At 71.5% G+C, this 26,487-nt stretch carries 23 protein-coding genes; 10 read left to right on the top strand and 13 right to left on the bottom strand.

Annotated features, from left to right (window positions below):
* Window positions 1-96 precede the first annotated feature (96 nt).
* From rlmN to ACZ63F_RS29475, 4 genes are all read left to right on the top strand, one after another.
* On the top strand, window positions 97-1,203 hold the full coding sequence (gene rlmN, locus ACZ63F_RS29490) for a dual-specificity RNA methyltransferase RlmN (protein WP_469715383.1): 1,107 nt from the start codon (window positions 97-99) through the stop codon (window positions 1,201-1,203).
* A 204-nt stretch (window positions 1,204-1,407) separates the two neighbouring features.
* The gene (locus tag ACZ63F_RS29485) at window positions 1,408-2,478 is read left to right on the top strand and encodes a thiamine ABC transporter substrate-binding protein (RefSeq protein WP_469715380.1); all 1,071 of its coding nucleotides are present in this window, start codon (window positions 1,408-1,410) and stop codon (window positions 2,476-2,478) included.
* A 44-nt stretch (window positions 2,479-2,522) separates the two neighbouring features.
* Window positions 2,523-4,121 carry an ABC transporter permease gene (locus tag ACZ63F_RS29480; protein ID WP_469715378.1) on the top strand — a complete coding sequence of 533 codons (1,599 nt, stop codon included), beginning with the start codon at window positions 2,523-2,525 and terminating at the stop codon, window positions 4,119-4,121.
* Window positions 4,121-5,143 (top strand): ABC transporter ATP-binding protein, encoded by a 1,023-nt coding sequence (locus ACZ63F_RS29475; RefSeq protein ID WP_469715376.1) that lies wholly within the window; start codon window positions 4,121-4,123, stop codon window positions 5,141-5,143. The genes ACZ63F_RS29480 and ACZ63F_RS29475 overlap by 1 nt, the downstream gene beginning before the upstream one ends.
* Before the next feature lie 82 nt (window positions 5,144-5,225).
* Here ACZ63F_RS29475 and ACZ63F_RS29470 read toward each other — a convergent pair whose 3' ends face one another.
* From ACZ63F_RS29470 to ACZ63F_RS29440, 7 genes are all read right to left on the bottom strand, one after another.
* Window positions 5,226-5,957, bottom strand: a complete 732-nt coding sequence (locus tag ACZ63F_RS29470) for an LAETG motif-containing sortase-dependent surface protein (RefSeq protein ID WP_469715373.1) — start codon at window positions 5,955-5,957, stop codon at window positions 5,226-5,228.
* Between the two features lie 138 nt (window positions 5,958-6,095).
* On the bottom strand, window positions 6,096-7,232 hold the full coding sequence (locus tag ACZ63F_RS29465; RefSeq protein WP_469715371.1) for an LOG family protein: 1,137 nt from the start codon (window positions 7,230-7,232) through the stop codon (window positions 6,096-6,098).
* Between the two features lie 16 nt (window positions 7,233-7,248).
* The gene (locus ACZ63F_RS29460; RefSeq protein ID WP_469715369.1) at window positions 7,249-7,656 is read right to left on the bottom strand and encodes a VOC family protein; all 408 of its coding nucleotides are present in this window, start codon (window positions 7,654-7,656) and stop codon (window positions 7,249-7,251) included.
* A gap of 131 nt (window positions 7,657-7,787) precedes the next feature.
* Window positions 7,788-9,410 carry a hypothetical protein gene (locus tag ACZ63F_RS29455; protein ID WP_469715365.1) on the bottom strand — a complete coding sequence of 541 codons (1,623 nt, stop codon included), beginning with the start codon at window positions 9,408-9,410 and terminating at the stop codon, window positions 7,788-7,790.
* A complete protein-coding gene (locus ACZ63F_RS29450; protein ID WP_352364632.1) occupies window positions 9,392-10,132 on the bottom strand; it encodes an ABC transporter ATP-binding protein in 741 nt (246 codons plus the stop codon). Before ACZ63F_RS29450 ends, ACZ63F_RS29455 begins: the two co-directional genes overlap by 19 nt.
* Window positions 10,133-10,322: 190 nt before the next feature.
* Window positions 10,323-11,705 carry an aspartate aminotransferase family protein gene (locus ACZ63F_RS29445; RefSeq protein ID WP_457698250.1) on the bottom strand — a complete coding sequence of 461 codons (1,383 nt, stop codon included), beginning with the start codon at window positions 11,703-11,705 and terminating at the stop codon, window positions 10,323-10,325.
* The gene (locus tag ACZ63F_RS29440; protein ID WP_093498818.1) at window positions 11,690-12,208 is read right to left on the bottom strand and encodes an Lrp/AsnC family transcriptional regulator; all 519 of its coding nucleotides are present in this window, start codon (window positions 12,206-12,208) and stop codon (window positions 11,690-11,692) included. The genes ACZ63F_RS29445 and ACZ63F_RS29440 overlap by 16 nt, the downstream gene beginning before the upstream one ends.
* Window positions 12,209-12,373: 165 nt before the next feature.
* On the opposite strand from ACZ63F_RS29440, the gene ACZ63F_RS29435 reads away from it, so the two are divergent.
* The 3 genes from ACZ63F_RS29435 to ACZ63F_RS29425 all read left to right on the top strand — a co-directional run bounded on the left by ACZ63F_RS29435 (window position 12,374) and on the right by ACZ63F_RS29425 (window position 16,361).
* Window positions 12,374-13,813, top strand: a complete 1,440-nt coding sequence (locus ACZ63F_RS29435; RefSeq protein WP_469715358.1) for a gamma-aminobutyraldehyde dehydrogenase — start codon at window positions 12,374-12,376, stop codon at window positions 13,811-13,813.
* 227 nt (window positions 13,814-14,040) lie between these two features.
* Window positions 14,041-15,234, top strand: a complete 1,194-nt coding sequence (locus ACZ63F_RS29430; RefSeq protein ID WP_469715355.1) for an ABC transporter substrate-binding protein — start codon at window positions 14,041-14,043, stop codon at window positions 15,232-15,234.
* Between the two features lie 173 nt (window positions 15,235-15,407).
* Window positions 15,408-16,361 (top strand): helix-turn-helix transcriptional regulator, encoded by a 954-nt coding sequence (locus ACZ63F_RS29425; protein ID WP_469715351.1) that lies wholly within the window; start codon window positions 15,408-15,410, stop codon window positions 16,359-16,361.
* Between the two features lie 40 nt (window positions 16,362-16,401).
* Here the strand turns inward: ACZ63F_RS29425 and ACZ63F_RS29420 are convergent, their stop codons facing one another.
* The 4 genes from ACZ63F_RS29420 to ACZ63F_RS29405 all read right to left on the bottom strand — a co-directional run bounded on the left by ACZ63F_RS29420 (window position 16,402) and on the right by ACZ63F_RS29405 (window position 21,142).
* Window positions 16,402-17,304 carry an intradiol ring-cleavage dioxygenase gene (locus ACZ63F_RS29420; RefSeq protein WP_469715347.1) on the bottom strand — a complete coding sequence of 301 codons (903 nt, stop codon included), beginning with the start codon at window positions 17,302-17,304 and terminating at the stop codon, window positions 16,402-16,404.
* Window positions 17,301-18,362 (bottom strand): maleylacetate reductase, encoded by a 1,062-nt coding sequence (locus tag ACZ63F_RS29415; RefSeq protein ID WP_469715344.1) that lies wholly within the window; start codon window positions 18,360-18,362, stop codon window positions 17,301-17,303. The genes ACZ63F_RS29420 and ACZ63F_RS29415 overlap by 4 nt, the downstream gene beginning before the upstream one ends.
* Window positions 18,363-18,366: 4 nt before the next feature.
* On the bottom strand, window positions 18,367-20,160 hold the full coding sequence (locus ACZ63F_RS29410) for an FAD-dependent oxidoreductase (RefSeq protein WP_469715342.1): 1,794 nt from the start codon (window positions 20,158-20,160) through the stop codon (window positions 18,367-18,369).
* A 505-nt stretch (window positions 20,161-20,665) separates the two neighbouring features.
* Window positions 20,666-21,142 (bottom strand): MarR family winged helix-turn-helix transcriptional regulator, encoded by a 477-nt coding sequence (locus ACZ63F_RS29405; protein WP_469715339.1) that lies wholly within the window; start codon window positions 21,140-21,142, stop codon window positions 20,666-20,668.
* Between the two features lie 73 nt (window positions 21,143-21,215).
* Between ACZ63F_RS29405 and ACZ63F_RS29400 the strand changes: the two genes are divergently transcribed.
* The gene (locus tag ACZ63F_RS29400) at window positions 21,216-22,139 is read left to right on the top strand and encodes an alpha/beta hydrolase (RefSeq protein ID WP_469715337.1); all 924 of its coding nucleotides are present in this window, start codon (window positions 21,216-21,218) and stop codon (window positions 22,137-22,139) included.
* A gap of 13 nt (window positions 22,140-22,152) precedes the next feature.
* Here the strand turns inward: ACZ63F_RS29400 and ACZ63F_RS29395 are convergent, their stop codons facing one another.
* Window positions 22,153-23,040, bottom strand: coding sequence for a sugar phosphate isomerase/epimerase family protein (locus ACZ63F_RS29395; protein ID WP_469715335.1), 888 nt, complete (start codon window positions 23,038-23,040; stop codon window positions 22,153-22,155).
* 611 nt (window positions 23,041-23,651) lie between these two features.
* Here ACZ63F_RS29395 and ACZ63F_RS29390 point away from each other — a divergent pair.
* Together ACZ63F_RS29390 and ACZ63F_RS29385 are read left to right on the top strand one after the other, a co-directional pair.
* On the top strand, window positions 23,652-24,338 hold the full coding sequence (locus ACZ63F_RS29390) for a helix-turn-helix transcriptional regulator (protein ID WP_469715333.1): 687 nt from the start codon (window positions 23,652-23,654) through the stop codon (window positions 24,336-24,338).
* A gap of 47 nt (window positions 24,339-24,385) precedes the next feature.
* A complete protein-coding gene (locus tag ACZ63F_RS29385; protein WP_469715331.1) occupies window positions 24,386-24,982 on the top strand; it encodes a DUF3291 domain-containing protein in 597 nt (198 codons plus the stop codon).
* Window positions 24,983-25,023: 41 nt separating this feature from the next.
* Here ACZ63F_RS29385 and ACZ63F_RS29380 read toward each other — a convergent pair whose 3' ends face one another.
* Window positions 25,024-26,418 (bottom strand): MFS transporter, encoded by a 1,395-nt coding sequence (locus ACZ63F_RS29380; RefSeq protein ID WP_469715329.1) that lies wholly within the window; start codon window positions 26,416-26,418, stop codon window positions 25,024-25,026.
* Between the last annotated feature and the right edge of the window lie 69 nt (window positions 26,419-26,487).

Below are 26,487 nucleotides of genomic sequence, written 5' to 3'. Positions count from 1 at the left end.
ACATGCCCCTCCCGTGCCCGTCGACGACCACTACCGACAGCCGTAGCGACCAACCCCCGCAGGTCACCCCATTCGATCTGCGACACTGGTACAGCCATGCCTATTCCCGGAGAACTCACTTTCGTAGCGCCGCGCGGTGCCAAGAAGCCGCCGCGGCATCTCGCCGATCTCTCGCCCGCCGAGCGCAAGGACGCGGTGGCCGAGGTCGGGGAGAAGCCGTTCCGTGCCAAGCAGCTGTCGCAGCACTACTTCGCGCGGTACGCGCACGACCCCGAGCAGTGGACCGACATCCCGGCCGGTTCGCGGGACAAGCTGCGGGAGGCGCTGTTCCCCGAGCTGATGACGGTCGTACGGCATCTGTCGACCGACGAGGGGACCACGCGCAAGACGCTGTGGCGGCTGTTCGACGGCACGCTCGTCGAGTCCGTGCTGATGCGGTACCCGGACCGGGTGACCATGTGCATCAGCTCGCAGGCGGGCTGCGGGATGAACTGCCCGTTCTGTGCGACCGGGCAGGCGGGTCTGGACCGGAACCTGTCGACCGCCGAGATCGTCCACCAGATCGTGGACGGGATGCGGGCGCTCCGGGACGGCGAGGTCCCCGGGGGCCCGGCGCGGCTGTCCAACATCGTCTTCATGGGGATGGGGGAGCCGCTCGCGAACTACAAGCGCGTGGTCGGAGCGATCCGGGCGCTCACCGACCCTGCCCCGGACGGGCTCGGCCTCTCGCAGCGCGGGATCACCGTCTCGACCGTCGGACTGGTCCCGGCCATCCACCGGTTCGCCGACGAGGGCTTCAAGTGCCGGCTGGCGATCTCGCTGCACGCCCCCGACGACGAACTGCGCGACACCCTCGTCCCCGTGAACACGCGGTGGAAGGTGCGCGAGGTCCTCGACGCCGGGTTCGAGTACGTCGAGAAGAGCGGGCGGCGGCTCAGCATCGAGTACGCCCTCATCCGGGACATCAACGACCAGGCGTGGCGGGGGGACCGGCTGGGCCGCCTGCTCAAGGGCAAGCCCGTGCACGTCAACCTCATCCCGCTGAACCCGACGCCGGGTTCGAAGTGGACCGCGTCGCGGCCGGAGGACGAGAAGGCGTTCGTCGAGGCGATCGAGGCGCATGGTGTGCCGGTGACGATCCGGGACACCCGTGGGCAGGAGATCGACGGAGCCTGTGGTCAGCTCGCGGCCACCGAGCGGTAATCTGAGGGCCGCAGGTACATCTTCATATTCCGACAGGGGAGCGCCACAGCGCTGAGAGTGCGGCAACCGGGCCGCAGACCCTCTGAACCTCGCCCAGGTCATTCTGGGTAGGAAGTTCGGTCATCACTCAAGCTGTTGCGCCCTGCCCGCACACCGCGGGCAGGGCCGCGTCTCTTCCTGGTCAACCCCAGGAGGAAAACACCAGTGCACACAAGGACCTTCTTGGCCGCGGCCGTCGGGCTCGGCCTCGTCACGCTGTCCGCCTGTTCGTCGTCGTCGGGTTCCGAGGCCGACTCCAGGACCGTCACCCTGGTCAGCCACGACTCGTGGGCCGTCTCCAAGAACGTGCTCCAGGACTTCGAGAAGCAGTCCGGCTACAAGGTCAGGGTCCTCAAGGACGGCGACGCCGGGCAGGCCGTCAACAAGGCGATCCTGACCAAGGACAACCCGCAGGGCGACGTCTTCTTCGGCGTCGACAACACCCTGCTCTCCCGGGCCCTCGACAACGGTCTCTTCCAGCCGTACGAGGCGAAGGGGCTCGGCACGGTCGGCACGTCCTACCAGCTCGACGCGGCCAAGCACCGGGTCACGCCCATCGACTACGGCGACATCTGCGTCAACTACGACAAGGCGTACTTCAGCAAGCACAAGCTGGCCCCGCCGACGTCGTACGGCGACCTCGTCAAGCCGCAGTACAAGAACCTCCTCGTCACCGAGAACGCGGCCACCTCCTCACCGGGGCTCGGCTTCCTGCTGGGCTCGGCCGCGCAGTACGGGGACAGCGGCTGGCCGGACTACTGGAAGAAGCTCCAGGCCAACGGCGTCAAGGTCGTCGACGGCTGGGAGCAGGCCTACAACGAGGAGTTCTCCGGGTCGGCCGGCGGCAAGAAGGCCGGCGGTGACCGGCCGCTCGTCGTGTCGTACGCCTCCTCGCCGCCCGCCGAGGTCATCTACGCGGACCCGAAGCCCAGCACCGCGCCCACCGGGGTCGCGACCGGCACCTGCTTCCGGCAGATCGAGTTCGCGGGGCTGCTGAGCAACGCGGGGAACACCAAGGGCGGCAAGGCGCTCATCGACTTCCTGGTCTCCAAGGAGTTCCAGGAGGACATGCCGCTGAACATGTTCGTGTACCCGGTGGTGAAGGGCGCGATCGTGCCTGCCGAGTTCACGAAGTACGGGCCCGCCGCCCAGCACCCCGAGACCATGGCGCCCGACAAGATCGCCGCCAACCGTGACCAGTGGGTCAAGACGTGGACGTCACTCGTACTGAAGTAGCCCCGCACAAGGGCCGTTCGGGGAGCGCGGCGCGGCTCGGGCTGATGTCCGTGCCGGTCGCGTTCTTCGCCGTCTTCTTCGCCTGGCCGGTCGCGGCGATCGTCACGCGCGGGCTGAAGGTCGACGGGGTGTGGCGGTTCGGGCGGATCACCGACGTCGTCGGCCAGTCCGACATCCGGCACGTGCTCTGGTTCACGACCTGGCAGGCGCTGGCCTCCACCGCGCTCACCCTGCTGGCCGCGCTGCCCGCCGCCTACGTCTTCGCCCGCCTCGACTTCCCGGGCAAGCAGGTGCTGCGGGCCGTGGTGACGGTCCCCTTCGTGCTGCCGACGGTGGTGGTGGGGACCGCGTTCCTCGCCCTGGTCGGGCGAGGCGGCCTGCTGGACGAGCTGTGGGGCGTACGGCTCGACACCACCGTCTGGGCCATCCTGCTGGCGCACGTCTTCTTCAACTACGCGGTCGTCGTACGGACCGTGGGCGGGCTGTGGGCCCAGCTGGACCCGCGGCAGGAGGAGGCCGCCCGGATGCTCGGCGTCTCCCCCCTGGCCGCCTGGCGGAAGGTCACCCTGCCCGCCCTGGCCCCTGCGGTGGCCGCCGCCGCGCTGATGGTCTTCCTGTTCACCTTCACCTCCTTCGGCGTGGTGCAGATCCTCGGCGGGCCGACGTTCTCCACCCTCGAAGTGGAGATCTACCGGCAGACCTCCGAGATCTTCGACCTCTCCACGGCCGCCGTCCTCACCCTCGTGCAGTTCGCCGCGGTCGGCGCGATCCTCGCCGTGCACGCGTGGACCGTACGGCGGCGGGAGAGCGCGCTGAGGCTGGTGGACCCGGCGGTGACGGCACGCCGGCCGCGCGGGGCCGGGCAGTGGGCGCTGCTCGGCGGGGTGCTCGCCACCGTCGCCGTGCTCCTCGTGCTGCCGCTGGGCGTGCTGGTCCGGCGGTCGCTGGACGGCGGGTTCGGGTACTACCGGGCGCTGGGCGACGCCGACGGCGGGACCTTCCTGGTCGCGCCGATCGAGTCGGTCGTCAACTCGCTGCAGTACGCGGTCGTCGCCACCGCCGTCGCCGTGGTGGTGGGCGGGCTCGCGGCCGCCGCGCTGGCCCGGCGGGACGCGGGGCGCCTGGTACGGGGGTTCGACGCGCTGCTGATGCTGCCGCTCGGGGTGTCCGCGGTGACCGTCGGCTTCGGGTTCCTGATCGCGCTCGACAAGCCGCCGCTTGACCTGCGCCAGTCCTGGATCCTCGTCCCGCTCGCGCAGGCGCTGGTCGGCGTGCCCTTCGTCGTGCGGACCATGCTGCCCGTGCTGCGGGCCGTGGACGAGCGGCTGCGGGAGGCGGCGGCCGTGCTGGGGGCCTCGCCCTGGCGGGTGTGGCGGGAGGTCGATCTGCCCCTGGTGCGGCGGGCGCTGCTGATCGCGGCGGGCTTCGCGTTCGCGGTGTCGCTGGGGGAGTTCGGGGCGACGGTGTTCATCGCGCGGCCGGACAACCCGACCCTGCCGGTCGCCGTGGCCCGGCTGCTGTCCCGCCCCGGTGATCTCAACTACGGCCAGGCGATGGCCCTTTCCACGATTCTGATGGTGGTGTGCGCGGTGGCCCTGCTGGTCCTCGAGCGGCTGCGCACCGACCGGACGGGGGAGTTCTGATGCCGCTTCTCGAACTGGACCGGGCCACCGTGCGGTTCGGCGGGCGGGCGGTGCTCGACGCCGTCGGCCTGGAGGTGGCCGAGCACGAGGTGGTGTGCGTGCTCGGGCCGAGCGGGAGCGGCAAGTCGACGCTGCTGCGGGCGGTGGCGGGGCTGCAACCGCTCGGCTCGGGGCGGGTGCTGCTCGACGGCCACGACCAGGCGCGGGTGCCGGCGCACCGGCGGGGCGTCGGCCTGATGTTCCAGGACCACCAGCTGTTCCCGCAGCGGGACGTGGGCGGGAACGTGGCCTTCGGGCTGCGGATGCGCGGCGCCGGGAGAGCGGAACAGGCCGAACGGGTCGGTGAGTTGCTGGCGCTGGTGGGGCTGCCGGGGGCGGCCGGGCGGGCCGTCGCCGGGCTCTCCGGCGGTGAGCAGCAGCGGGTGGCGCTCGCGCGGGCACTTGCGCCCCGGCCCCGGCTGCTGATGCTGGACGAACCGCTGGGGCAGCTCGACCGCTCGCTGCGGGAGCGGCTGGTGGTCGAACTCCGGGAGCTGTTCGGGCGGTTGGGCACCACCGTGCTCGCCGTGACGCACGACCAGGGCGAGGCGTTCGCGCTCGCCGACCGGGTGGTGGTGATGCGGGACGGGCGGATCGCCCAGTCCGGCACGCCCCTCGACGTCTGGCAGCGGCCCGCGGACGAGTTCGTGGCCCGCTTCCTCGGCTTCGGCAATGTGGTGCCGGCGACCGTCGAGGGAACCGTCGCGGTGACGCCGTGGGGGAAGGTCCCGGTGCCCGAGGGTTCGGCGCAGGGCCCGCGAACGCTGCTGGTACGGCCGGCGGGGGTACGGCTCGTCGCCGCCGACGCGGGGCTGCCCTGCACGGTGACCGCCCGCACCTTCCAGGGCACCCACGTCACCGTCCACCTCCAGCCCGCGGACGGACCGCGCCTGGAGGCGGCCTGTGCGCTGCGGGAGGCTCCGGAGGCCGGGGACGCGGTGGGCGTCGGGTTCGAGGCGGCGGAGACCGTCGTACTGGACTGACCTCGTGCGCGGGTACGGCCGAGGCCCGCCCCCGGGGATACGGGGCGGGCCTCGACGGTGTACGGGTGTGGTCAGCGGCGCGTCAGTTGCCGCTGTGCGCCCCACGACGGCGCATGCCGAACCAGACGGCTCCACCGCCGACCACCACGAGCGCGGCGGCGATACCGGCGATCAGGCCGGTGTTGGAGTTGGCACCGGTCTCGGCGAGGTTCGACTCACCGACGGCGGGGGACGGGGCGTTGTCCGACGTGGTCGCCGGGGCGGTGCTGCTGCTCTCGGCGGCCGACGGGGTCGGGGAGTCCGACTCGGCCGGGGTGGACTCGGACGCCGACGGCGACGGGGTGGCCGAGTCCGAGGGGGAGGGGCTGGAGCTCTCGTCGGACTTGCACGCCGTCGACGGGGTCGTCAGGTTGGGCGTGATGTCCCTGTCGATCTTGATGCCCTTGGTGTCGACGACCACGTGGACCCGGTACTCCGCGTTCGGCTTCCAGTCCTCGGAGAAGGAGACCGTGGTGCCCGCCTTGGAGCCCTTGACGGTCTGGGCCTCGCCGACCTGCTTCGCGTCGGCGCCGTTGTTCTCGAGGAAGACGGTGATGGTGGCCGAAGTACCGGAGGCGTCGATGTCCTTGACGTTGATGGCACCGTTGCTGCCGTCGCACGTGGCTTCGGCGGAGAAGTCGGAGATGTTGCACGCGAGGGCAGTGCCGGAGGCGGTGAACGCCAGCGCGGCCGACGCGGCGGCAACTCCCAGGACGCGCACGGAACGACGTGCACTGCGGCGAGATATGGACACGTTTGTCCTTACTGAGTGCATAACTGAGGGGGGCTGAGGGGGAGTTGATGCGGCAACGCGGTGAGGCATCAGAATCCCCAAGAGTCCCTCAGGTCTATAAGTGTGCCGTAAGTAGTGTCAACGCATATGCGGTCCACGGATGTTGACTTTACCTTCTGTTTAATTGCTGAGACGTTTCAGCGCTTGTGAAGCTTGCTCGATCCGGTCAACGAGGGCGATACGGGACGCCATCGCGCGCTCCCCCGCGAGCGAGGTCAGCAGCTGCCAGGCCGGCAGCCTCTCGCTCCAGTGCGCCTCGTTCACGAGCACCATCGGGGTCGGCTCACCGCGTGACTCGTAGTAGTTGGGCGTCGCGTTGTCGAAGATCTCCTGTACGGTCCCGGCGGCGCCCGGCAGGAAGACCACGCCGGCGTTGGAGCGGGCCAGCAGGCCGTCCTCGCGGGTGGCGTTGGCGAAGTACTTGGCGATGTGCGCGGCGAAGGCGTTCGGCGGCTCGTGGCCGTAGAACCAGGTGGGGATGCCCACCGAAGGGCCGCCGTCCGGCCAGCGCTCGCGGACCTCGAAGGCGGCGCGCGCCCAGTCGGTGACGGACGGCCGGAACGACGGTGCCTTGGCGAGGAGTTCCAGCGCCTCGTCGAGCATCCCGTCGTCGAAGGGCGCCGCGTACGCGCCGAGGTTCGCCGCCTCCATCGCGCCGGGGCCGCCGCCGGTCGCCACCGTGAAGCCGGCCCGCGCGAGCTCCCGGCCGAGCCGGGCGGCACCGGCGTACTCGGCCGTGCCGCGGGCCATCGCGTGGCCGCCCATCACGCCCACCACCCGGGCCCCGACGAGGAGTTCGTCCAGCGCGTCGGAGACCGCGTCGTCGTGGATCGAGCGCAGCATCGAGCCGAATATGTCGCCGTCCGCCCTGGTCTGCTGGAACCAGGCGTACGAGCGGGCGTCCGGGGTCGCCTCGTAGCCCGCGTCGAGCGAGTCGAACAGCTCGCCGGGCGTGTAGACGAACGCGCGGTAGGGATCGAAGGGGAGGTCCGGGACGGGCGGGAACACCAGCGCACCGGACGCGCCGGCCCGGGCGGCGGCCTCGGGGGACATCGGGCAGCCGAGGAAGACGGCGCCGGCGGTGTCGGTGGTCAGCAGGACGTCCGTACGGCCCGTCAGGTCGACGGCCTGGATCCGGTACTGCGCGAGCGTTCCGTGTGCGGCGACGACCTCGTCGAACTCGGCGAGGGACTCGATCTCACGGTCGCGGGCGGCCCGGTGCTGCGGGGGATTCGGCTGGGCGGGTGTCGGATGCACCCGCCCACTCTAGGTGTCAGCCCTGCACCGCCGCCGGGTCCATCCAGACGACCTCCCAGCTGTGGCCGTCGAGGTCCTCGAAGGAACGGCCGTACATGAAGCCCTGGTCCTGGACGTCGTCGTTGGCCGTGCCGCCGGCCGCGACCGCCTTGTTCACGAGCTCGTCGACCTTCTCGCGGCTCTCCGCGCTCAGGCAGATCAGCACCTCGCTGGTCTTCGTCGAGTCGGCGATCTCCTTCTTCGTGAAGTCGGCGTAGCGCTGCTTGCTCAGCAGCATCGCGATGATCGTGTCGCTGATCACGACGCAGGAGCAGTCGTCGTTGCTGAACTGCGGGTTGATCGAGTAGCCGAGCTCCGTGAAGAACTTCCGGGACGCGGCGACGTCGTCGGTGGCCAGGTTCACGAAGATCATCTGCTGGTACATGGGTCTCTCCCTCGGGTGTCGTGCCGTTCGAGGGGGTAGACCGGGGGGCGCCGCGAAAGTCATCGCGCCGGGCGGGGATTTTTTCGAACGGCCGCTCGTACGGCCGTTCAGTCCGCCGTCCAGCCGGGCTTTCAGCGGGCGAGCGGGAGTGCGGCGAGGTCCGCGATCAGCAGGGTGAGGGGGCCGAAGAAGGCCAGCAGGGCGCCGGTGCGCAGGGCCGCCGCGCTGCGCAGCACGGTCGCCGGGGCGCCCAGGCGGAGCAGGGCCGCGGTGGTGTCGGCGCGGGACTGGCGGGCCTCGACGGCGGCGGTGAGGAGGGTGGCGACCGTGCAGCCGGCCACCACGAGGCCGCCGAGCGCGGTGAGGGGGCCGAAGGCGGGGGCGCTGCCGTCGTCGCCGCGGAGGGCGGTGGTCGCGAAGGCGGCCGACGCCACCGCGCAGACGACGCCGAGGGGGCGGCCGATGCGGGTGGCCTCCGCCATCAGGACGCGGCCGGCGAGGAGACGGCGGGCGCCGGGGCGGACGGACTGCAGGAGGCGGCCGCAGAGGTGGGTGAGGCCGGGGGCGGCGAGGACCAGACCGAGGGCGGTGAGGGCCCAGCCGGCCAGGACACCGGCGGGGCCGCCGGCCAGGCCGCCGGGGAGGGTGGTGTGCGGGGCGGTCTCGGTGACGCCGGCGTAGGACTCCACGGCGAGGCCTGCGGCGAGGACGGCGATGCCCCAGGGGAGGCCGGGGGGTTGGGCGGTGAGGAGGCCAGGGGGTTGGGCGGTGGGGAGGCCGGGGAGCGGGGCCGGGGTGTCATGGGCGGGGTCGGCTGGGGCCGGGGTGAGGGGGGTGTCGCTTACCGGCGCTCGCAGGGTGCCGTCCGCGCCCACCCGTGCCACCCCGGCGGCACGACTGCCCGCGGGGTGCGGGGAGGGCTGGAAGTCGTGCGCGGGGTGTGACGAGGGCTGGGCGACGTGCGCGGGGTGCGAGGGCGGTTGGGCGTCGTGCGCGGCGTGCGGGGAGGGCTGGGTGGCGTGCTCGGGATGTGAGGAGGGCTGGGGGCCGTGCGTGGGGTGGAGCGGTGGCTGGGGGCCGTCTGTCGGGTGGGGTGGGGGGTTCGTGGGCTGGGTGCCGGGGGTGGGGCCGCGGAAGAGGCGGGCGCCGAAGCGGCCGTAGGTGCCGAAGGATTCCGGCTTTGCGGTGCGGTCGTAGGCGCCGAAGCGGCCGTAGACGCGGGTGCGGGTGCCGGGGTGGGGCAGGTCGCGGGGGCGGAGGGCCAGGGCGACCGTCGTGGAGGCGAGGACCGGGAGGACGGCCAGGAGGGTCAGGGCCGCCGGGACGGGCAGGGACCTGTCGGCCGCCAGGAAGTCCTTCGCCGCGCCGTCGAAGGGCATGCCCGTGAGGTCGCCGCGCAGGTGGAGGAAGACGAGGAGGGCCAGCACGGAGCCGAGGGTGCAGGCGAGGGCCGTGTTGACGGCGGCGATCGCCATCAGGCGGGCAGGTCCCAGGCCGAAGGCGGAGAGACCGGAGCGCGGCCTGGCGCCGGGGTCGGTGCGGGCCACCGCGACCGCGAGGTACACCGTGCTGGCGGCCGGGATCGCGCACCAGGACAGGCGCAGGAGGGCCGCCGTCGAGTGGTTCGGGTGGGCCAGCGCGTAGCCGAGGGCGGACAGGAGGAGGAAGCCCGTGCCCGCCGCCGCCGCGGCCACCAGGAGGCGGCGCAGGTGGACGGCAGGCCGGGCGGCGCGGGTCAGACGGAGACTGAGCACTCGGCCCGGCCCTCCGCCTCGGGGACCGGCGGCAGGTGGACGGTGTTCACGCGGCGCCCGTCCAGGAGGTCGACCTTGCGGTCGGCGAGGGCCGCCGTCTCCGCGTCGTGCGTGGCGAGGACGACCGTGATGCCGTGCGAGCGGGCGGCCGTGGTGAGGGTGCGCAGCACGTGGGCGCGGTCGGCGCGGTGCAGCGGGGCCGTCGGCTCGTCGGCGAAGAGGACCGTGGGCGCGGGGGCGAGGGCGCGGGCGATGGAGACGCGCTGGCGTTCGGCCTGCTGGAGCTCGGCCGGGTGCTTGCGGGCCTTGTCGCCGACGTCGAGGCGCTCCAGCCACTCCAGCGCTGCCACCTTGGCCCGGCGGCGGCCGGTGCCGCGCAGCATCAGCGGCAGGGCGGTGTTCTCCCAGACGTTCAGTTCGGGGACGAGGGCCGGGGCCGGGTCGATCCAGCCGAAGCGGTCGCGGCGCAGCCGCTCGCGGGCGAACGGGCCCATCCGGTGCACGGCCTTGCTGTTGAACCAGACCTCGCCGTCCTGCGCAGGGACCAGACCGGCGAGGCACCTCAGGAGGGTCGTCTTGCCGCTGCCGCGCGGGCCGCTGACGGCGAGGATCTCGCCCTCCCGCACGGCCAGCGAGACGCCGGCGATGCCGGGTGAGCCGTCCTGGTGGCTGAAGTGCAGGGCGCGTGCCCACAGCACGTCGTTGTCCGGCGGGGCCTCCATGGGCGTACACCTCGGTTCTGATCCGTTTGCCGTGCCTTCCCACGTCCGGGGGAACGAAGGCTGGGCCGATCGGTCACGTGCACGCTAGGCAGGCCGGGCGGCGGAGCCCGGACAGCACACGGCCCCGGGCCGCCGTTCTCACTCGAACGGACGGCGCCGGGGCCGGATGGTCGGACCGCTGATCCGGTGATCAGAGCTTGGTCCACGCCTCCGTGAGGGTGGCGCGCAGGATCTGCTCGATCTCGTCGAAGGTCTCCTGGTTGGAGATCAGCGGCGGGGCGAGCTGGACGACCGGGTCGCCGCGGTCGTCGGCACGGCAGTACAGGCCGTTCTCGAACAGGGCCTTGGAGAGGAAGCCGTACAGGACGCGCTCGGTCTCCTCCTCGTTGAAGGACTCCTTGGTGGCCTTGTCCTTGACGAGCTCGATGCCGTAGAAGAAGCCGTTGCCGCGGACGTCGCCGACGATCGGCAGGTCGTGCAGCTTCTGCAGGGTGGAGAGGAAGGCGCCCTCGTTGTCCAGGACGTGCTGGTTGAGGTTCTCGCGCTCGAACAGGTCGAGGTTGGCGAGGCCGACCGCCGCGGAGACCGGGTGGCCGCCGAAGGTGTAGCCGTGCAGGAAGGTGTTGTCGCCCTTGTAGAACGGCTCGGCGACGCGGTCGGAGACGATGCACGCGCCGATCGGGGAGTAGCCCGAGGTCATGCCCTTGGCGCAGGTGATCATGTCCGGGACGTAGCCGAACTTGTCGCAGGCGAACATCGTGCCGAGGCGGCCGAAGGCGCAGATGACCTCGTCGGACACCAGGAGCACGTCGTACTGGTCGCAGATCTCGCGCACGCGCTGGAAGTAGCCGGGCGGGGGCGGGAAGCAGCCGCCCGCGTTCTGGACCGGCTCCAGGAAGACCGCGGCGACGGTGTCGGGGCCCTCGAAGAGGATCTGCTGCTCGATCTGGTCGGCGGCCCAGCGGCCGAAGGCCTCCGGGTCGTCGCCGTGGATCGGGGCGCGGTAGATGTTGGTGTTCGGGACCTTGTGGGCACCGGGGACGAGGGGCTCGAAGGGGGCCTTGAGCGCCGGCAGGCCGGTGATCGACAGGGCGCCCTGCGGGGTGCCGTGGTAGGCGACCGCGCGCGAGATGACCTTGTACTTGGTCGGCTTGCCCTGCAGCTTGAAGTACTGCTTGGCGAGCTTCCAGGCGGTCTCGACGGCCTCGCCGCCGCCGGTGGTGAAGAAGACCTTGTTCAGGTCGCCGGGGGCGTGGTCGGCCAGCCGCTCCGCAAGCTCGACGGCCTTCGGGTGGGCGTACGACCACACCGGGAAGAACGCCAGCTCCTGGGCCTGCTTGAAGGCGGTCTCGGCGAGTTCGGTGCGGCCGTGACCGGCCTGGACCACGAACAGACCGGCGAGACCGTCGAGGTAGCGCTTGCCCTTGTCGTCGTAGATGTAGGTGCCCTCGCCCCGGACGATGGTCGGGACGGGCGAGTTCTCGTACGAGGACATGCGGGTGAAGTGCATCCACAGGTGGTCGTACGCGGTGCGGCTGAGGTCCTTCTGGGTCACGGTTATCGGGTTCCCCACATGTAGGTCTGCTTCTTCAGCTTCAGGTAGACGAAGCTTTCGGTGGAGCGCACACCGGGCAGGGCCCGGATGCGTTTGTTGATGACGTCCAGCAGGTGGTCGTCGTCCTCGCAGACGATCTCCGCGAGGATGTCGAACGAGCCCGCGGTCATCACCACGTACTCGACTTCCGACATGGCCGTCAGCGCGTCCGCGATCGACTCGACGTCGCCCTCGACGTTGATGCCGACCATCGCCTGCCGGCGGAAGCCCACGGTGAGCGGGTCCGTGACGGCGACGATCTGCATGACGCCCTGGTCCAGCAGCTTCTGGACGCGCTGGCGCACGGCCGCCTCCGACAGGCCGACGGCCTTGCCGATCGCGGCGTACGGCCGGCGGCCGTCCTCCTGGAGCTGCTGGATGATGGCGAGGGAGACGGCGTCCAACTGCGGGGTGCCGTTCCTGGACTCGCGGGACGAGTCCCTCTGGTCTGCGCTTCGACTGGCCACGACCTCACTGTGCACGACGTCTCGACGGTTCCGCAAGGCCGTATCGATGAAATTCGTTGTTTCAGGTGTCGTGGATTGCGGATTTCGCAGACGTGACGGCGGTGGGGGTGTTGAAAACGTGGGATCTCGGATTACTGTGGGTGTCTCAGTGAATGGACACCCGAACTTGGAGGGCCGGCAGTGAGCACCGAGCTGCGTCGTCTGCGCAATTACATCGACGGTGAGTTCCGGGACGCCGCCGACGGACGGACCACCGAGGTGGTCAACCCGGCGACCGGCGAGGCGTACGCCACCGCCCCGCTGTCCGGCGAGGCCGACGTCGACGCGGCGATGGCGGCCGCGGCCGCGGCCTTCCCGGGCTGGCGCGACACCACGCCCGCCGAGCGGCAGAAGGCGCTGCTGAAGATCGCGGACGCGTTCGAGGAGCGGGCCGAGGAACTCATCGCGGCGGAGGTGGAGAACACGGGCAAGCCGACCGGGCTCACCCGCTCCGAGGAGATCCCGCCGATGGTCGACCAGATCCGGTTCTTCGCCGGCGCGGCCCGGATGCTGGAGGGCCGCTCGGCCGGCGAGTACATGGAGGGGATGACCTCCATCATCCGCCGCGAGCCGGTCGGCGTCTGCGCGCAGGTCGCGCCGTGGAACTACCCGATGATGATGGCCGTGTGGAAGTTCGCCCCGGCGATCGCCGCGGGCAACACCGTCGTCCTGAAGCCGTCGGACACCACCCCGGCGTCGACCGTCCTGATGGCCGAGATCATCGGCGGGATCCTCCCCAAGGGCGTCTTCAACGTCGTCACGGGTGACCGTGACACCGGCCGTGCGATGGTCGAGCACCCGGTCCCGGCGATGGCCTCCATCACCGGCTCCGTGCGGGCCGGCATGCAGGTCGCCGAGTCCGCCTCCAAGGACCTCAAGCGGGTCCACCTGGAGCTGGGCGGCAAGGCCCCCGTCGTCGTCTTCGAGGACACCGACATCGCCAAGGCCGTCGAGGACATCTCGGTGGCGGGTTTCTTCAACGCCGGCCAGGACTGTACGGCGGCGACCCGGGTGCTCGTCCAGGAGTCCATCCACGACGAGTTCGTCGCGGCGCTCGCGAAGGCCGCCGCCGAGACCAAGACGGGCCACCCGGACGACGAGGACGTGCTGTTCGGACCGCTGAACAACCCGAACCAGCTCAAGCAGGTCGCCGGGTTCATCGAGCGGCTCCCGGCGCACGCGAAGGTCGAGGCCGGCGGTCAGCGGGTCGGCGACAAGGGCTACTTCTTCGCGCCGACCGTCGTCTCCGGTCTCAAGCAGGACGACGAGATCATCCAGAACGAGGTCTTCGGGCCGGTCATCACCGTCCAGTCCTTCACGGACGAGGACCAGGCCGTGAACTGGGCCAACGGCGTCGAGTACGCGCTCGCGTCCTCGGTGTGGACCAAGGACCACGGGCGCGCGATGCGGATGTCCAAGAAGCTGGACTTCGGCTGCGTGTGGATCAACACGCACATCCCGCTGGTCGCGGAGATGCCGCACGGCGGCTTCAAGAAGTCCGGGTACGGCAAGGACCTGTCCGGGTACGGATTCGAGGACTACACGCGGATCAAGCACGTGATGACGTCGCTGGACGCGTAAGCCGTAAGCCGTAGGCCGCAGGTTTTAGGCCGCAGGTTGTAGGCCGGGTGCGGGCGCGTGGGGGCTGGTCGCGCAGTCCCCCGCGCCCCTTTCGGGGCGCTGTGCGCGCCGGGGCTTCGAAGCAACTCCGTGTTGATCCGGGGCATCGACAAGGTGTCGGGTCCGTGTCAGGTGGCTCGACGCAGCGTCGATTGCCCGGTGAGAGGCGGGCGCGACATGCTTCAGGTGTGCCCCAGACCTCTTCCCAGACGCCCGCGCTCTCCCGTCGCTCCCTGCTGCGCGCGCTCGGCGGCACCGCCGCGCTCGGCGCGCTGGCGGGCTGCGGGGTGCCCGCCGCCTACGTCAGGGCCGGCGACCGCGCCGCGACCGACGTGTCCGCCGCGGACCACAAACTGGTCTTCGCCAACTGGCCGCTGTACATCGACGTCGACGACGACAACCCGAACAAGCGGCCCACCCTCGACGCCTTCGAGAAGAGCACCGGGATCTCCGTCGACTACATCGAGGAGATCAACGACAACGACGAGTTCTTCGGCAAGATCAGCCCCGCGCTGATGAACCACCAGTCCACCGGCCGCGACCTGATCGTCGTCAGCGACTGGATGTGCGCCCGGTTCGTCCGCCTGGGCTGGGTCCAGAAGATGGACCGCGCCCAGCAGCCGAACGTGGCGAAGTACCTGGACCCGCTGCTCCGCTCGCCCGCCTTCGACCCGGGCCGCCTCTCCACCGTGCCGTGGCAGTCGGGCATCACCGGCATCGCGTACAACCGCAGGAAGCTGGGCCGCGAGATCCGGCACGTCAAGGACCTGTGGGCGAGCGACCTCAAGGGCCGGGTGACCCTGCTCTCCGGCCTCGACGAGGCCTTCGCGCTGCTCATGCAGGGCAACGGCGTGGACATCACCAAGTGGACGGCCGACGACTTCTACGACGTCTGCGACGAGGTGCAGCAGCAGGTGGACCGCGGCCAGATCCGCCGCTTCACCGGCAACGACTACACGAAGGACCTGGTCAGCGGGGACGTCCTGGCCTGCCAGGCGTACTCCGGTGACGTCATCCAGCTCCAGGCGGACAACCCCGACATCCGCTTCGTCGTCCCCGAGGAGGGGGCGGAGCTGTGGTCCGACTCCCTGATGATCCCGGACCGCGCCGACCACAAGGCCAACGCGGAGCGTCTCGTCGACTACTACTACCAGCCGGAGGTCGCCGCCGAGCTGGCCGCCTGGGTCAACTACGTCTGCCCGGTCCCGGCGGCCCAGCAGGTCCTCGCCGACTCCAAGGACAAGGACACCGCGGCCCTCGCCGACAACCCCCTGATCTTCCCCAACGAGGCGATGCGCAAGCGCCTCGCGATCGCCCGGGACATCACGTCGACGGAACGGGTCGAGTTCGCCAAGCGGTGGAACAAGATCGTAGGGCTGTAGGGGGAGGGTGTGGCCCACCAGGTCGACGCACGCGGCTCGGGCGGCGTCTGATCGCTCCCGCGGGTACGGGCCCGCGGCGCGGGCCGGGCTTCGCCACCCGGGGCCGAGTCCGGGGGCCGGGGGGCAGGGGCGCGGACGACCGGCTGACGGTGCCGAGGGAATACTCTGGGGAGATGACGACCGGCATGGTGTCGGGGCCCGTACGTTTCAGCACGGCCGGGCTGCCCGAGGCCCAGCGTGTCGCGCTGTGGGAGGACCACAACGCGACCGCGTTGATCGGTCTGCGCTGCCGCTCGCTCGACGACGAGGTCCTGGAGGCGACGGAGATCAACCTGCAGCTGCCCAGGGTGCATGTGGCCCGGGTGACGGGGAATCCCCACGTCGTCGAACGTACCCGTGCGGTCGTCCGGCAGCTGCCGTCCGAGGCCATCGCCTGCTACCTGACGCTGGTCGGGGAGGCGTTCTTCTACCACGACGGCGGGGTGCAGGTGGTCCGGCCGGGCCAGTTGATCGTGTGCGATGCGGACCGGCCCTTCATGCGCGGCTTCTCCCAGGGCCTGGAGGAACTGGCCGTCAAGGTGCCGCGGCAGCTGTGGCGGGAGATCACCGGCCCGGAGCCGGTGGCCCGCCCCCGGGTGTTCGACTTCGGCACCGGCGACCTGCAGGCCAGGACGCTGGCGCGGCTGGCCGGCCGCGCCGTGCATCCCGAGACGTCCCGGCCGGTCGACGAGGACACCCTGCTCGATCTGCTCGCCGGCGTGGTGACCGGCCGTCCGGCCGCGCTCGCCGCCGTCCATCTGGCGATGGCCAAGGCCTATGCCGAGGACCACCTGAGCGACAGCGGGCTCAACGCCGCCCGGATCGCCAAGGGCATCGGGATCAGCGAGCGGCACCTGTCGCGGGTGTTCGCCGCCGGTGGGACGACCGTTCCGCAGTACCTGCTGGCACGTCGGCTCGAGGGGGCGCGGGCACTGCTGGCCGGGGGCGGGAACCCGACCGTCGCCGAGGTGGCCGCGCGCTGCGGCTTCGTTTCGGCGGCCCGCTTCTCGCACCGGTTCAAGGAGCGGTACGGGGTGCGGGCCACCGACGTGCTGCGGGAGGCCCGGGCGGCCGTCGCCGACAGCTGACGGCCGGGATGGAGCCGGACGCGCCGCCCGCCGCGGTGGGTCAGGCGCCGTCCGGAGCGAGCACGATGTCGAACTCCACCCGCGACCAGGCGCGCCCTCCCAGGTCCCGCCCGTCGGGTGCCGGGGTGTCCGGCCGCTGCCGCCGGAACTCCTTGACCAGTGACTTCTTCACGCCGAACACCGCGTCGTGGTCCAGGAGTTCGTCGCCCTTCACGAAGATGTGCGTGACCAGGGTGCGCAGGCCGGGCGCGCTGACCATGAAGTGCAGATGCGAGGCCCGCATCGGTGACCGCCCGGTCGCCGCCAGCAGTTCGCCCACCGGTCCGTCGTGGGGGATCGGGTACGGGGTCGGGGTCAGGCCCCAGAAGCGGTAGCCGCCGTCCGCCCCGGCGAACAGATGCGCACGAGCGGCCGTGCGGTCGTCGCCGTACTGCGTGTCGTAGAAGCCGTCCTCGTCCGCCTCCCACACCTCGATGCGCGCGCCGGGGACCGGCTTGCCGGTGCTGTCGGTGACGGTTCCCTCCACCCAGCAGGGTTCACCGGCGGCGCCGAACGCGATGTCCCCGCCGTTCTCGATCTTCGGGTTCTCCTCGACGAAGAAGGGGCCGAAGACGGTGGCCTCGGTGGCGTCGCCGTACGCCTGGTTGTTGACGGCGACGGTCTGCATGGAGGCGCCGAGCACGTCCGAGAGGAGGATGAACTCCTGGCGCCGGTCGTCGGTGATGTGCCCGGCCCGGGTGAGGAAGTCGATCCCCTTGCCCCACTCGTCCTCCGTCAGCCGCACCTCCCGGACGAACGCGTGCAGATGCCGTACGAGGGACTCCATGACCTCCTTGAGCCGGGGATCGGTGCAGTCGCCGAACGAGTCGAGAACCTGCCGGGTGATCTCGGCCTCCCGCGCCTGCTGCTCGGCGGGGACGGCGGCCCGGGTCTCGCTGGTCATGGCCGTGCTCCTTCCCAGGCCGCACGCACCAGCCGGCGGACCGGTCCGAGCGTCACGGCCCGCGGGTTGTCGGGCGGGGCGGCGGCGACGATCGCCTCCGCCGCCGGGGTGATGCCGTCCTCGGGCATACCGAGGTCGCGCAGGGCGCGCGGCGGGTCCAACTCGTCGTACACGAGGGCCAGTCCGGCGCTCGCCGTCGGCGCGTCGAAGGCCGCCGCGAGCCGTCGTTCGGCCTCGGGGGCGTGCGGTGCGTTGAAGGCGAGGACGTGCGGGAGGACGACGGCGTGGGTCTGGGCGTGCGGCAGGTCGAACATGCCGCCGAGGACGTGGCAGATCTTGTGGTGGAGTCCCGAGCCGGCGGACGCGAACGCGGTCGCGGAGAGGTACGCGCCGTACAGGGCCCGTTCACGGCCGTCCAGCCCCTCCGGCTCCTTGACGATCAGCGGCAGCCCGGTCCGCAGGGCACGGACGCCCTCGGCCGCGAGGGCCTGGTCGATCGGGTCGGTGCGGGGCGCCCACATCGAGTCGACGCAGTGCGCGAGGGCGTTGAGCCCCGAGGCCACGCTCATGCCGACCGGCAGGGTCAGCGTCAGGGCCGCGTCGTAGACGACGGCGCGGGGCAGGACCCGCGGGTCGGTGCCGGTCGACTTGCGGGCGTCCTCGGTCAGGCCCCAGACCGCGGTGGCCTCGGAGCCGGCGTAGGTGGTCGGCACCGCGACCACCGGGATGCCGGAGGTCAGGGCGACCGCCTTGGCCAGACCGGTCGTCGAGCCGCCGCCGACGGCGACCACCACGTCCACGTCGTGCTCCGCCGCCGCCGCTCGGGCCCGCTCGGCCACCGCGACCGGGACGTGCATGACGACATCGCCGTCCCGGTCGTGCCAGTGCGCGACGGGCAGCCCGGCCGCGATCTCGTGGGCGACGGCCCGTGCGGCCGGGTCGGCGATCACCATCGGCCGCATACCGCCGAGGAGGCCGACTTCGGTGCGGAGGCCGGCGGCCGCCGCACCGGACGCGAACCGGACGCGCTGCGGCAGGGTCTCATGGTCGAAACGCACCGGATCAGGCCCTTCCCAGTACGGCGGCCAGGGCGTCGCGCAGCCGGCCCTCCGGGTCGTCCGGCAGGGTCATGGCCCGCCAGGCGATGTGCTTGTCGGGGCGGACCAGCAGCACCCCGCTCTCCTCGACCTCGCGCAGTTTGGCCCAGTCGTAGTAGAGGTCGGTGACCTCGCGGCCCGGGCCGATGACGACCGTGGCCAGCGGCACCCCGAGTTCCTGGCCGACCTTCTCGGCCGCGGCCTCCCACCTCTCGCCCGTGATGCCGGTGATGAGCGTCCAGCGGTCGTACGGCGCCAGGTCCATCAGCGCCTTGCGGTGCGCGCTGTCCCCGACCCAGGCGTGCGGCAGATGCGAGCCCGGCACCGTGGACATCTCGTAGTAGAGGTCGCGGTCGCGCTCGGACACGGGCGGCACACTGCCGTCGGAGACGATCGCCGACGAGGTGTAGAACTGGCCGAGTTCGACGCCGTGCGCGTTGAACTCGTAGTTCTTCAGGTCCATCGCCCGCACCAGCGCGGCCCGTTTGGCGGCGCCCGCCGGGGTGTTGGCCTTGCGTTCCTCGATCGCGGCCGCCATCTCGGCCTCCGTCGTGGCGTCGAGGACACCGAGGGCCCTGAAGATGTCGACGAACTCCCGGCTCGACCTGTTGGCCCGCTTCACGATCCGCTCGGCGACCGGCGCCCGCTCGGCGGAGTAGGTGTCGAGCAGCGCGGGATCCGCCTGGCCCTTGAGGACGGCCGCCAGCTTCCAGACGAGGTTGTAGGCGTCCTGCACCGAGGTGTTGGAGCCGAGGCCGTTGCTCGGCGGGTGCCGGTGGACGGCGTCGCCCGCGCAGAACACCCGGCCGCTGTGCAGGAGGGTGGCGTACATCTCGTTGTTGCCCCACAGGCTGGTGCCGGTGATCTCGACGTCGAGGTCCGGCATGCCCAGGAGGTTGCGGACGATCTGGACCGCCGCCGCCTCGTCGACCTGCGGGGGCTCCTCGTTGATGTCGTAGCCCCACACGATCAGCCACTCGTTCCAGGGGCGGACCATCCGGACCAGCCCCGCGCCGATCCCGCCGACGTTCGAGCCGGGCTGGATCACCCAGTACAGGACCGAGGGCCGGTGGGAGACGTAACGGCTGATGTCGGCCTTGAAGGTGATGTTCATCGAGCCGGCGATGTCCATCGCCCCCTCGAACGGCAGGCCGATGTCGGCGGCGACCATGGAGCGGGCGCCGTCGGCGCCTATCAGGTACTTGGCGCGGATCAGGTACGCCTTCCCGGTCAGCCGGTCGAGGACGTGGACGGTGACGCCGTCGTCGTCCTGGGTGTGGGAGAGGTACTCGGTGGAGAACCGCACCTGGGTGCCGCGCTTGGCGGCGTTGCGGACCAGGATCGGCTCCAGGTAGGTCTGGGGGATGTCGACGGTGAGACAGGGCGAGGCGAGCCGGTAGTCGGCCTCGCGGTCCGGGCGGGTGCCCCAGGTGTGGATCCGGCCGATCTCCTCCCCGGCGATGCTGGTGCAGAACACCGTGTCGCCGACGAGGTCGTGGTCCGTGGCGTCGGCGAGCACCTGGCCCTCGATGCCGAGGTCGCGGAAGACCTCCATGGCGCGCTGGTTGGTGATGTGGGCCCGCGGGGTGTTGGCCGTCCAGCGGTACTTGGTGATCATGATGTTGTCCACGCCGAGCGTGGAGAGCGCCAGGGCAGCCGCGGCGCCCGCCGGTCCGGATCCCACGACCACGACGTCCGTGACCATGACCGGACCGGCCGGGAGTTCGGTCTCCGCGGTCCCGTCGTTGAATTCCGGCATCCTGGGCACCTTTCGTCCGTCCGGCCTCGTCGCCGGTGGCTTCACTGTGCGCCTGGTGACACCCGCTGACAGCGGTCGCACGCGTTCTCGGCGGAAACCGCAAGACATGGCGGATCCGGGAAGATCCGCCGAGGCGCGGACCGCGTTCCCTCCGGCGACACCCGCCGGCCGCGGCGAGGGCGTCGATGATGCCCCGGGTGGCGGGCGCCGGGTCGCGGGTGGCGGGCTCCGGGCTCCGGGCTCGGCCGCCGTCCGTTGCAAGGTGTCGAGGCCGAGCATGTGCGTCGCGGGCTTGGTGTCGGGTTTCCGGCGGTGCGGTGCAGCCGGGCACGGGCCTGTTCACGGGCCGGTGTGTCCAGGCGGCCGAGCTGCGGGGCGCACCGGCCCGCTCGGCGAACTCCGCGACGCGCTGGTCTCCGGCCGCTGTGATCGATCTGCGGGATTCGCCTCGTAGCAAAGGCTGATCACATGGCCGGCGGGCGATCGCGCTGGATGCGCATGCCGGTCAGCCTGTGGGAAGGCCGATCTGATGGTGTTCGAGCACGGAGCGGAGCTCCGAAAGGACCTGTACGGCGGCCAGTCCTGAGGGGCCACCGAGGGCGCCTGCGGTCAGCTCGGCCAGCGTTTCGGTGAAGGTCGCCTCCGCCGCCTCGACGAGTTGGAGGCCGTCACCGGTCAGGTCCAGCAGTGACGAGCGACGGTCCGATGGATTGGTTCGCCGGATGACCCATGCCTGCTTCTCCAGACGGTCGATGCCCTTGCTGGTCGCACCGATCCCGATGGCGAACTCGGAGGCGAGGTCCGCCACCCGGGACCCGGGGTGGTCGCGCAGGAAGCGCAGGAATTCGAACTGGGAGGTGACGATCCCGTGCCGCTCGCGAAGACGGTCGTTCAGCGCGTTGTAGAGGCGCGTCTCACAGCGAACGAGGTCGTCGAAGAAGCCCGGGAGGTCGACCCGGCCACCGCTTGACTTAGATGCCATGGCATATATCTTAGCATCCATACAGATGCCTTGGCATATAGTTCCATGGCATGCACTTGCGGTGGAGGCGACAATGAGCAGACAACAGCGCGCGGAGATCGACGCGATGGTCCGGCAGCCCCAACCTGAGGGCCCTCGGTCGGTGGAGGAGCTCCGCGCCTGGTTCAGGGCGATGATGGCCGAGATGATCGTCCCGGCCGGGATCCGCACCCGGACTGCGACGCTCGGCGACCGGCCCGCGGTGCTCGTCGAGCCGGCCGGCACTCCGACGGCCGGGACGATCCTCTACTTCCACGGCGGCTCCTACGTGGTCGGTTCACCGGAGACGGCGATGTCGCTGACGGGGAACCTGGTGACCAGAACAGGATTCAGGGCGTTCTCGTTGGATTACCGGCTTGCGCCCGAGCACCCGTTCCCGGCCGCGATCGAGGACGGGCTGTGCGCCTACCGCGCACTTCTCGACAGCGGCGAAGACCCTTCGGCGATCGCGTTCGCCGGGGACTCCGCCGGTGGCGGCCTCACCGCCGCCACCTGCCTCGCCGCCCGCAACGCGGGCCTGCCCATGCCCGCCGCGATCGTGGCGTTCTCCCCCGGACTCGACATGACCCGGACAGGCGAGAGCATGGACACCAAGGCGGGCATCGACCCGTTCTTCACGCGTGAGGGCCTGGAACACACCGGAGCCATGTACCTCGCGGGACAGGACCCGCACCAGCCCCTGCTCAGCCCCGCCACCCTCGCCGACCTGACCGGCTTCCCCCCGATGCTTCTGCAGGCGGGCACCAACGAAGTACTCCTGGACGACTCCACACGCATGGCCACCCGCGCGAGGGAAGCCGGAGTGGACGTCATCCTGGACGTCACCGCGGACGTTCCCCACGTCTTCCAGGCGTTCGCCGGCGTCCTGGACGAAGCCGACGAGGCACTGGAGCGCGCCGCTCTCTTTCTCCGTCAGCGCATCCGCAGCAAGGGCGCGGCACACACGCCGGCAAGCTGAAGGCGGCATGGGGCTACGCGGCGCCGCGCAGGACCGCGCGAAGGTGTTCGGCGCTGGCCCACACGTCCTCGACCGGGCCCTTCTCCTCGGGTTCCGCGGTGAGGACGGTGTCCTGCTCGAGGACGTACCAGCCGTCGTAGCCGTGGGTGGCCAGGTGGGTGACGATGGCCTCGACGTCGACGTCACCGGCGCCCAGCGGGCGGTACATGCCGGCGCGGACGGCGTCGGTGTACGTGAGGCGGCCGGACTGCACCTTGGCGGCGAGGGAAAGGTCCACGTCCTTCATGTGGGTGTGGGCGATGCGTTCGGGGGCCTGGCGGGTGAGTTCGGCGGGGTCGGTGCCGCCGATGAGCAGGTGACCGGTGTCGAGGCAGAGGGAGACCGAGGAGTGCTCCAGGACGCGGCGGACCTCGTCGCCGTTCTCGACCATCGTGCCGACGTGCGGGTGCAGGACGGCCCGTACCCCGCGCTCGGCCGCCAGCGCGGTCAGCCGGTCGAGGTTGGACAGCAGCAGCTTCCAGCCGTCGGCGTCCAGCTCGGGGCGGGAGTCGTAGCCGTCCTGGCCGGTGATGGCGGAGAGGACCAGGACCTCCGCGTCCGAGGCGGCGTAGTTCGCCAGGAGCCGTTCCGCCTCCGGCACCGGGTCGTGACCGGGCACGTGCAGCAGCAGTGGGGTGAAACCGCCGACGGCGTGCAGGTCGTGGTCGGCGAGGACGCGGGCCATCGCCTCGGGGGCGGCGGGCAGGAAGCCGTCCGGGCCGAACTCGGTGGCGGCCAGGCCGACCTCGCGCATCTCCTTCAGCACCCGCTCGGGCGTCAGCTGGTAGCCCCAGCCGGGCACTTCGCACACGCCCCAGGAGATGGGCGCGCCGGCGATCCGGTTCAGCTGCGGGGTGGTCATGCCGTGGCCTTTCGATGGTTCCAGTGAGGGTCGTCGCCGGGGAGCGGGTCGTCGCCGGGTGCGTCACACCCGCACGAGGGCGGGTGCGGACGGCGTCGGGGAGGTGGGAGGACGGGAGGTGGAAGAACGCGTGGTGGAAGAACGTGTGGTGGCGGAGCGGATGGTGACGCAGTGGGTGGCGGGCGGTCGGTTCGGCGCCTGTCGGGCGGCGCGGCTCCAGGAGGCGCGGGCGGTCCCGGCGACGGTCGACGGGGAACGCCCCGGCACGGGTGGGCAGGAGGCGGGATGTTCATCCGCTCGTGGGCGGACGTACGGCACCGCACCGCGGTTCCGCGTCCGGCCGTCGATCAGCCACGCCACGGGCGCCATCGCCCTCTCCGTTCAGGAAACTGTCAGAGCACGGCCGTGGCCTGCGCACCGATCGGTCGCGCACGGCCAACGGCCAGACCGTTCACGTGGTCGCAACGCTAGGGCCGGGAAGGGGTTTGGTGTAGCCCTGGAATCCCTCAATTGGCCGTCATCGGGACCGTCATTTGCCCGTCAATGCGCGGAGCCGTCGTCATCGCCCGGGCCCTTCTATCTCCAACCTGCGTAGTTCCTAGAATGGCCGGGTGGACGACATCGACGCGATCGCGGCGTTGCAGGATCCGGTGCGCCGCCGACTGTACGAGTACGTGGCCGCGCAGGGCCGCGAGGTCGGCCGTAACGAGGCCGCCGAGGCGACCGGGGTGGCGCGCACGCTCGCCGCGCACCACCTGGACAGGCTGGCCGAGGCCGGCCTGCTCGACACCGGGAGCCGGCGGCTGACCGGGCGCTCGGGACCGGGCGCGGGCCGGCCGGCCAAGGTGTACACGCGGGCCCGGGCGGAGCGGGCGGTGTCGCTGCCCGCCCGGGACTACCGCACCGCCGCCGAACTGCTCGCCGAAGCCGCCGAGCAGGCGGGGCTGGACGCCGGGCTCTGCGCGGCCGCGCGCCGTCGCGGCGAGGCCCTGCGCGGCTCGGCGGCACCCTGCGGCGGACTCGAAGAGGCCATGGAGACGCTCGCGGCCCGCGGTTACGAACCGCACCTGGAAGCCGCCGGACGTGCGGAGGACGCGGCCGGGACGACCGCCGCTGTCGTCCGTATGCGCAACTGCCCCTTCCATGCCGTCGCCGAACGCTTTCCGCCCCTCGTCTGCGGCATGAACCTCGCGCTGCTGGAGGGGCTTCTCGGCACCGACGGCCCGGTCCGGGCGCGCATGGCAGCCCGGCCGGGCGAGTGCTGCGTGGTGGTGGAGGCGGTCGGCGAAGTCCTCTAAAAACAACGGTGATTGACATAGAAGGGGATGCGTGCTGCCATGGGGCCATGACCGCATCCCCGCCCGCAGTCCACCTCGCCCAGCTGAATGTCGCCACGCTCCGCTTCCCCCTCGACGACCCGCGTATGGCGCCGTTCGTCGGCATGCTCGACACGGTCAACGCCGCTGCCGACGACGCGCCCGGCTTCGTGTGGCGGCTCGTGGAGGACGGGGCGGCCGACGCCACCGCCCTGCGTCCGGCGGGCGAGGACGTCATCGTCAACCTGACGGTGTGGGAGACCCGGGAGGCGCTGTGGGGATTCACCTACCGCAGTGAGCACCTGGACGTGATGCGGCGCCGGCGCGAGTGGTTCGAGCGGCACGTCGAGGCGCATCTCGTGCTCTGGTGGGTCCCCGCCGGGCATCTCCCGACCGCCGACGAGGCCCTGGAACGGCTGGCCGACCTGCGCGTGCACGGGCCCTCGGCACGCGCCTTCACCTTCGCCGTCTCCTACTCCGCGGACGAGGCCGCGCTCGCGGCGCACCAGGTCGCGGACGCCGGCACCGCCCCGGCCGCTACCGCTCCTGCCGGCACGGCCACCGCTCCTGCCGGCACGGCTACCGCTCCTGCCGGCACCGCTACCGCTCCCGCGGGACGCGGGTGAGGGGTGGGCGCCGGGCGTTCGGCGGACCCCCTCACCGCCGCTCACGACGCCTGGGCGGTCTCCGGCCGGCCGTCGACGGGCAGCTGGGCCGCGACGCCCGGGTCCGCGCCGGTGAGATCGGTGCGGCTGGTCTCGCCGAGCAGGGCCAGGCACACCACCGTGAGCAGGCAGAACGCGGCGATGACCGCGGCGATGAGCGTCGTCGCCCCGGCGCCGGCGCCGGCCTGCACCTCGGTGAAGAGCAGCGGGGCGAAACCGGCCCCCAGCCCTGCGATCTGGTAGCCGAGGGAGGCGCCGGTGTAGCGGCTCCGGGTGGAGAACAGCTCCGTGTACAGCGCGGCGAGCGGGCCGTACATCATCGGGTGGACCAGCGACTGCCCGAGCACGAGGGCCAGCACGAGCAGCCCCGTACTGCCCGTGTCGACCAGCGGGAACAGGACGAAGGCGTAGGCGCCCACCGCCAGCGCGCCCGCCATGACCACCGGGCGCCGGCCCTGCCGGTCGGACAGCGCCGACCAGCCGATGATGCCGAACACCGCGAGCGTGGACGAGACCGCCAGGCTGTTGAGCACCGTCTGCCGGGAGAAGCCGTCCTGCACCGCGTAGGAAATGATGTACGTGGTCACCGTGCCCTGGAAGACGAACGCGGACAGGCCCACCCCGATGCCCAGCAGCAGCACCCGGGGGTGGTGGCGCAGCACGTCCAGCAGGGGAAGGGACCGGCGCGACGAATCCCGCACCGGCCGCGTCTTCCGCTCCCTGTCCGCCTCGGCGAACACCGGTGTCTCGGTGACCCGCAGCCGGATGAACAGGCCGACGGCCAGCAGCACCACGCTGAGCAGGAAGGGGATGCGCCAGCCCCAGGAGAGGAAGGCGTCCTCGCCGACCGCGGCCGACGTCGCGGACATCACCACCGTGGACACCGCCATGCCGAAGGGGGCGCCGGCGTTGGTGAAGCTCGCCCACAGCCCGCGCCGCCCTCCGGTCGCGTGCTCGGCGGACAGCAGCACCGCACCGCCCCACTCGCCGCCCACCGCCACGCCCTGGACGATGCGCAGGAGCAGCAGGCAGACCGGCGCCAGGGTGCCGGCCTGGGCGTACGTCGGCAGGACGCCGATGAGGAAGCTGGCGACGCCCATGAGGGACATCGTCACCACGAGCGTCCGCTTGCGGCCGAGCCGGTCACCGAAGTGCCCGAAGACGATCCCGCCGAGCGGCCTGGCCAGGTAGCCGGTGGCGAAGGTGGTGAAGCTGGCGAGGGTGGCGGCGGTGGGGCTGAGGTCGGCGAAGAACACGTGGGGGAAGACCACCGCCGCCGCGGTGGAGTACAGCAGGAAGTCGTAGTACTCGATGACGCTCCCCAGGAAGCTGGAGGTCACCGCCCGGCGCAGTTGCCGGGGATCGTGTGGTGCGGGGCGGGGAGAAGCGGCGTGCATGTCGTGCTCCCTTGCTGACGCGGAGGTGGATCAGTCCGATGCGGGCGGGGGGTGCGGCATCGCGGGCGG

It is taken from the genome of Streptomyces sp. NPDC104761 (genome assembly GCF_055583445.1).
This window is presented reverse-complemented; position numbering and strand designations above follow the sequence as displayed.

Bases quoted from the DNA above. Each gene is read 5' to 3' on its own strand.
- rlmN (WP_469715383.1), top strand. From the start codon at position 97: ATGCCTATTCCCGGAGAACTCACTTTCGTAGCGCCGCGCGGTGCCAAG.
- ACZ63F_RS29480 (WP_469715378.1), top strand. From the start codon at position 2,523: ATGTCCGTGCCGGTCGCGTTCTTCGCCGTCTTCTTCGCCTGGCCGGTC.
- ACZ63F_RS29475 (WP_469715376.1), top strand. From the start codon at position 4,121: ATGCCGCTTCTCGAACTGGACCGGGCCACCGTGCGGTTCGGCGGGCGG.
- ACZ63F_RS29470 (WP_469715373.1), bottom strand. From the start codon at position 5,957: ATGCACTCAGTAAGGACAAACGTGTCCATATCTCGCCGCAGTGCACGT.
- ACZ63F_RS29460 (WP_469715369.1), bottom strand. From the start codon at position 7,656: ATGTACCAGCAGATGATCTTCGTGAACCTGGCCACCGACGACGTCGCC.
- ACZ63F_RS29450 (WP_352364632.1), bottom strand. From the start codon at position 10,132: ATGGAGGCCCCGCCGGACAACGACGTGCTGTGGGCACGCGCCCTGCAC.
- ACZ63F_RS29425 (WP_469715351.1), top strand. From the start codon at position 15,408: ATGACGACCGGCATGGTGTCGGGGCCCGTACGTTTCAGCACGGCCGGG.
- ACZ63F_RS29420 (WP_469715347.1), bottom strand. From the start codon at position 17,304: ATGACCAGCGAGACCCGGGCCGCCGTCCCCGCCGAGCAGCAGGCGCGG.
- ACZ63F_RS29410 (WP_469715342.1), bottom strand. From the start codon at position 20,160: ATGCCGGAATTCAACGACGGGACCGCGGAGACCGAACTCCCGGCCGGT.
- ACZ63F_RS29405 (WP_469715339.1), bottom strand. From the start codon at position 21,142: ATGGCATCTAAGTCAAGCGGTGGCCGGGTCGACCTCCCGGGCTTCTTC.
- ACZ63F_RS29400 (WP_469715337.1), top strand. From the start codon at position 21,216: ATGAGCAGACAACAGCGCGCGGAGATCGACGCGATGGTCCGGCAGCCC.
- ACZ63F_RS29395 (WP_469715335.1), bottom strand. From the start codon at position 23,040: ATGACCACCCCGCAGCTGAACCGGATCGCCGGCGCGCCCATCTCCTGG.
- ACZ63F_RS29385 (WP_469715331.1), top strand. From the start codon at position 24,386: ATGACCGCATCCCCGCCCGCAGTCCACCTCGCCCAGCTGAATGTCGCC.
- ACZ63F_RS29380 (WP_469715329.1), bottom strand. From the start codon at position 26,418: ATGCACGCCGCTTCTCCCCGCCCCGCACCACACGATCCCCGGCAACTG.